Origin of the sequence: Italian clover phyllody phytoplasma str. MA1, assembly GCF_000300695.1 — a bacterium.
Classification (GTDB): domain Bacteria; phylum Bacillota_I; class Bacilli_A; order Acholeplasmatales; family Acholeplasmataceae; genus Phytoplasma.
The window spans coordinates 1-5,510 of the sequence record NZ_AKIM01000046.1 but is presented as its reverse complement, the minus strand read 5'-3'; the positions used below and the strand labels follow the sequence as shown (position 1 = coordinate 5,510).

3 protein-coding genes and 1 pseudogene are annotated in these 5,510 nt (G+C 28.6%); 3 read left to right on the top strand and 1 reads right to left on the bottom strand.

All coding sequences use genetic code 11. From position 1 onward, the window contains the following. Window positions 1-643 precede the first annotated feature (643 nt). The 3 genes from ychF to RI01_RS02140 all read left to right on the top strand — a co-directional run bounded on the left by ychF (window position 644) and on the right by RI01_RS02140 (window position 5,207). Window positions 644-1,741, top strand: a complete 1,098-nt coding sequence (ychF, locus tag RI01_RS02150) for a redox-regulated ATPase YchF (protein ID WP_017193026.1) — start codon at window positions 644-646, stop codon at window positions 1,739-1,741. 84 nt (window positions 1,742-1,825) lie between these two features. Beyond that, complete coding sequence (gene ileS, locus RI01_RS02145; RefSeq protein ID WP_017193025.1) at window positions 1,826-4,558, top strand: isoleucine--tRNA ligase; 2,733 nt, start codon at window positions 1,826-1,828, stop codon at window positions 4,556-4,558. A 364-nt stretch (window positions 4,559-4,922) separates the two neighbouring features. After that, window positions 4,923-5,207: a hypothetical protein gene (locus RI01_RS02140; protein ID WP_017193024.1), complete on the top strand. Its 285-nt coding sequence runs from the start codon at window positions 4,923-4,925 to the stop codon at window positions 5,205-5,207. Between the two features lie 47 nt (window positions 5,208-5,254). Here RI01_RS02140 and RI01_RS03400 read toward each other — a convergent pair. Continuing rightward, window positions 5,255-5,404, bottom strand: a pseudogene (locus RI01_RS03400) (30S ribosomal protein S15); the annotation flags it as partial. Window positions 5,405-5,510: the final 106 nt, after the last annotated feature.

Sequence of the window (5,510 nt, the reverse complement as noted above, 5' to 3'; positions counted from 1 at the left end):
TTTTTACCTTCTTCTTCTTCCTTGTTATAGTTTTTTAAAACTTCTTTATATGATGTTTTTTTATTTTGTTCTAATTTTTCTTGCAATTACAATATTTTAAGAATATTATTTACCTATTATATTTTTTTATATTGTGGATATGATTGAATTTTATTAGGCAAATTATCTAAATAGGTAATAAGAAATAAAAGAAAACCGCTATAGACAAACAGAAAAACCTTTTTTTATAGTTTTAATTTTTTTGGATTTTAAAAGTTTCATTTTATCAAAACCTTTTTTTACAATTAAAAAAATAATTCTTTTTAATTAACGAATTTTTCAATGTTTTATAACTAAATTTTAAAAAAGTAAAGAGATGAAAATTTTTAAAAAAGCGAATTATTGATATTCTAAAATTTCTATAATTATTTCAATTATAACATAATTAAGGCCATAATGTCAATCTTTTCTCTAATAAACCTCATAAATTGGCCTTTTATCTCTTTAAGGTTCAATAAATAAAAAAAAATAAACAAATTTGATATAATTATTTATATTAAATATCATATTTTATCATCTTTTTTTATGTTTTTTTAAAAAAGATAATAAAGAATTCATGATAAATTTTAATAAATCTTACTCAACTACAAGGTGAATATAAATTATGAAAGTAGGAATTGTAGGTTTACCTAATGTTGGTAAATCAACTTTATTTAATGTTTTAACTAATATGAATATTTTAGAAGCGAATTATCCTTTTGCCACTATAGATCCTAATGTTGGTATCGTTCCCATTCAAGACCCACGTTTAAACCATTTAGCTAGTCTTTTTCAATCTCAAAAAATTATTCCCGCCCAAATTGAATTTATCGATATTGCTGGCTTGGTAGAAGGAGCTTCGAAAGGAGAAGGTTTAGGTAATAAATTTTTAGGTTATATTCGTAATGTAGATACTATTTGTCATGTCGTAAAATGTTTCGAAGACCCTAATATTATGCATGTCAGAGACCATATGAATCCTATTGAAGAAAGTAATATTATTGAAACAGAATTAATTTTATCTGATTTAGAACAAATAGAAAAACGTTTAACGAAAATAAATAAACAAAAAAAGGCTAAAAACGATAAAGAGACTTTACAAGAACAAGAATTATTAACCAGAATTAAAGAACATTTAGAAAACGAAAAACACGTCACGGAACTACAGTTCACTCCTGAAGAAAAATTAATTATTAAAAATTTTAATTTATTATCTTTAAAACCTATGATGTATATTGGTAATTTTCATGAAAAAGATTTAAAAGATTTAGACCAGAACCCTTTTTTCCAAGCTATGATGACATACAGTCAAAACCAACACCGCCAATTCGTCCCTCTTTCTATCTTGTTAGAAAAAGAATTATCCGCTTTAGAGGAAGCAGACCGTCAATCTTTTTTACAAGAGTATAATTTAAAAGAATCCGCCCTCCAAAACGTTATTCAACAAAGTTATCAATTATTAGGTTTAGAAACTTATTTCACTACCGGAAAAGACGAAACGAAAGCTTGGTCTTTTGCGAAAGGTTCCACCGCTCCCCAATGTGCTCGCTTAATCCATACGGATTTTGAACGTGGCTTCATTAGAGCCGAAGTTTATAATTATCAAGATATCCAAACCTTAAAGTCTTTAACCAAAATTAAAGAAAAAGGTAAATTAAGACTAGAAGGTAAGAATTACTTAGTCCAAGACGGAGATATCATTGTTTTTCATTTCAATGTTTAGAAAACCGCCCATCAGTTTTTCCCCTATTGATAAAAGAATAAATAAAAAAATATAAAGAGAAAAATAAAGGAGAGATAATCCATTATGAAGACAGATTACAAAAATACTTTATTAATGCCTCAAACAGATTTTCCTATGAGAGGTAATTTAAGTCAAAAAGAAGTAGAAATAGAAAAACATTGGGAAGAGATCGATTTATACCAAGAAGTGTTAAAACAAAACGCTAATAATCCTCATTTTATTCTTCACGATGGACCACCTTACGCTAACGGAGAGATTCATATCGGTCACGCTTTAAATAAAATTTTAAAAGATTTTGTCGTACGTTTTCATACTATGCAAGGCTTTTATTCCCCCTTTGTCCCCGGCTGGGATACTCACGGATTACCCATTGAAATCGCGGTTTTAAAGAAATTTTCCCAAGATAGACATACTCATAGAACGGAATTTCTTCAAGAATGCGAAAGATTCGCTTTATCTTTTGTAGAGAAACAGAAAACGAACTTTAAAAGGTTAGGCATTTTAGGCAATTGGAACAAACCTTATATCACTTTAAATAATAATTATGTCGCTGATCAAGTCCGTGTTTTAGGTAAAATGGTCGAAAAAAAATTAATTTTTAAAAATTTAAAACCTATTTATTGGTCCCCTTATTTACAGTCTTCTTTGGCGGAATCAGAAATTATTTATCAAGAACACCGTTCTTTATCTATTTTTGCTTGTTTTAAAATTAAGGACAAACCTCAATTTAAAGATGTTAATTTATTGATATGGACCACTACTCCTTGGACTTTACCAGCCAATGTCGCTATTTGTGTTCATCCCAAAAAAAATTATCATTTAGTGGAGGTCAACAACCAAAAATATATCGTTGGAGATAATGTTTTAGAGAAGCTAAAAGAAAAATTTAACTGGAAAAAGGTAGTTATTTTAGATACTTTTCTAGGTAATACTTTAGAAAATATCACTTATGAAAATGTGGTTTTCCAACGACAAGGCAAAATTGTTTTAGATACTTATGTTTTAGATAACGAAGGTACTGGTTTAGTTCATACTGCTACCGGACATGGTTATGATGACTTTTTAGTAGGTAAAAGATATAATTTAGATGTTATTTGTAGTATAGATAAAAAAGGTTTAATGACTGAGATAGCGGGGCCTTTTAAAGGTGTTTTTTACTCTAAAGCGAACGAATTAATCGCGGAGGAATTAGATAAACAAGGTCTTTTAGTGAAATCAGAATGGATCACTCACTCCTATCCTCATGATGAACGTATTAAAAAACCCGTTATTTTCTTAGCGGTAGAACAATGGTTTTTAGATATTAACCAAATTAAACCCCAAATTTTAGCCGAAATAGAAAAAATAGATTGGTTCCCGCAATGGGGACAAAAAAAGATGACCCATATGATTACGAACCGTAATGATTGGGTGATTAGTCGTCAAAGAATGTGGGGCGTTCCTATTCCTATTTTTTACGCTGAAGATGGATTGCCTATTTTAGAGGCTGATTTGATTAACCATATCGCTGACTTATTCGAAAAACACGGTAAAGAGATTTGGTACCAATGGGACGCCAAAGACTTATTACCGCCAGGTTATACCAATAAAAGAAGTCCTAATCATCGTTTTACCAAAGAAAAAGATGTTGTTGATGTTTGGTTTGATTCTGGTACTTCTTATAGTGTTGTTAACCGTTTATCGCCAGAGTTTTTACCCGCTAATGTCTATTTAGAAGGTTCAGACCAATATAGAGGATGGTTCAATTCTTCTTTAACTACTTCTATCGCCGCTTACGGTAAAGCTCCTTACCGACAAGTAGTGACTCATGGTTTTATTTTAGACGGTAAAGGTGTTAAAATGAGTAAATCCTTGAATAATGTGGTTGATCCTTTAACTATTATTAAACAAAAAGGAGCCGACGTTTTAAGGTTATGGGTTTCTAGTATTAGTTATAACGCCGATGTCAGGTTGGATAACACTATTGTTCAACAAATTGAAGAAAAGTATCGTAAAATCAGAAACACTTTACGTTTTATGTTAGGCAATTTACATGATTTTAATCCTCAAACTAATTATATCGTTTTTGAAAAAAGATCATCTATTCATCAAGCAATAGTGTTATATTTTAAAGAAATTTTCTTACAAGCGATTGAATATTACGAAATATATGATTTTGAAAAAATTATGAGTTTATTATATCCTTTCATTTCTGTCCTTATTAGTGCTTTTTATTTAGATTTCACTAAAGATATTTTATACATTGAAAAAGCTAACAATTTCGAAAGACGTGTTATTCAATCCACTATTTATGATCTTTTAATAGATTTATTAAAACTATTAACACCGATTATTCCTCACACAACGTCAGAAGCTTATAAAGCTTTACCTTTTCAAAATAAAAAAGACATTTATTTAGAACAAATGACAACTAAAACAGAATTAAAGGTTTTTCTTGAAAAATATTATTCTGATACTTTAAAAGAAGCTTATAAAAACTTCTTTAATTTAAGAGAAGTGGTTATGAAACATTTAGAAGAAGCGCGTCAAAATAAATTTATTAATAAATCTTTACAAGCTAAATTAGTACTTCATTTACCAAAAACAGATGTTGATTCTTTGGTTGTTTTAAATGTTAAAGGTCAATTACACCAATTATTCATTGTTTCTCAAGTGGAACTCCATGAATCACAAGAATTAAAAGTTGCTGTTCAACAGGCGGCAGGTTCTACTTGTCCTAGATGTTGGAATGTTGTAAAAAACAAAAAAGAAGATTATTTGTGTCAACGTTGTACCCAAGCGGTTGAGAAACAATAATAACCTATTTGGATAAAAATAGTAAGATAATATTTTAATAAAAATATACATATCGTCTTTTTGATCTTTCAAAAAAACGCTTTAATTCAATAAAAAAGAGACCTTTAAAGGTCTCTTTTTTATTGCCGTACCATCATAATAAAGATAAAACAACCTTTTCTAACTCAATTATTTATGCGGGAATATATTTGATGCAAAAAAATCAGCAGATCTTCGTTTTAGGTAGCTTTTCTCTTTAAACCTGTCAATGGTATTTTTTTCTTGCCAAAAAATACTCAAAAAGATTGCAAAAAAAAAAAAAAACGTACAATGAAATCATATAGACGAGAAACGAAAAAATGAAAAAAGCAGCAAATGTAACCATATGATGAAACGCATCAAACAATTTATGGAAAATAAATCGCAAAAATATTTAATTATTATGATAACTTTAATATTATTAGGTTTGATCTTTTTAGGAGGCGTTATTTTTAGGCTTCATTATTTAATAACCTGCCCAGACAACCAAATAAATTATACGCCAAAAAAACCTATTTATCCATTATCTTCTCCTGATAACACCATGGAGAAAACCAAAGACGACAAAGGCGAACCCATTATTATCGAATATAACTCAGACAAACAATCGATCTCACTAAGAAACCCTTAAAACAAAACTATCTCCATTGGATAGTTTTTTTCATATTATAACAAAAATTAATTTTGTTTTTTATGAGAATATCTAATTAAAGTATTTCTTTTTTTATTTTTAGTTAATAAACCGCGTTTGGAATGAAAATCACCTGGATGTTGTTTAAAATGTTTATTTAATTCTTCAATTTCACGATTTAATAAAGCAATTTGAACTCATGCTAATGAACTGTTCCAAAACTTTAGACACTTTTTGCTTTTTAAAAATTCTTTAAGACTAACTATTAAGTTAGTCTTTTTTTTCTTTTCTAAGACTAAAAAA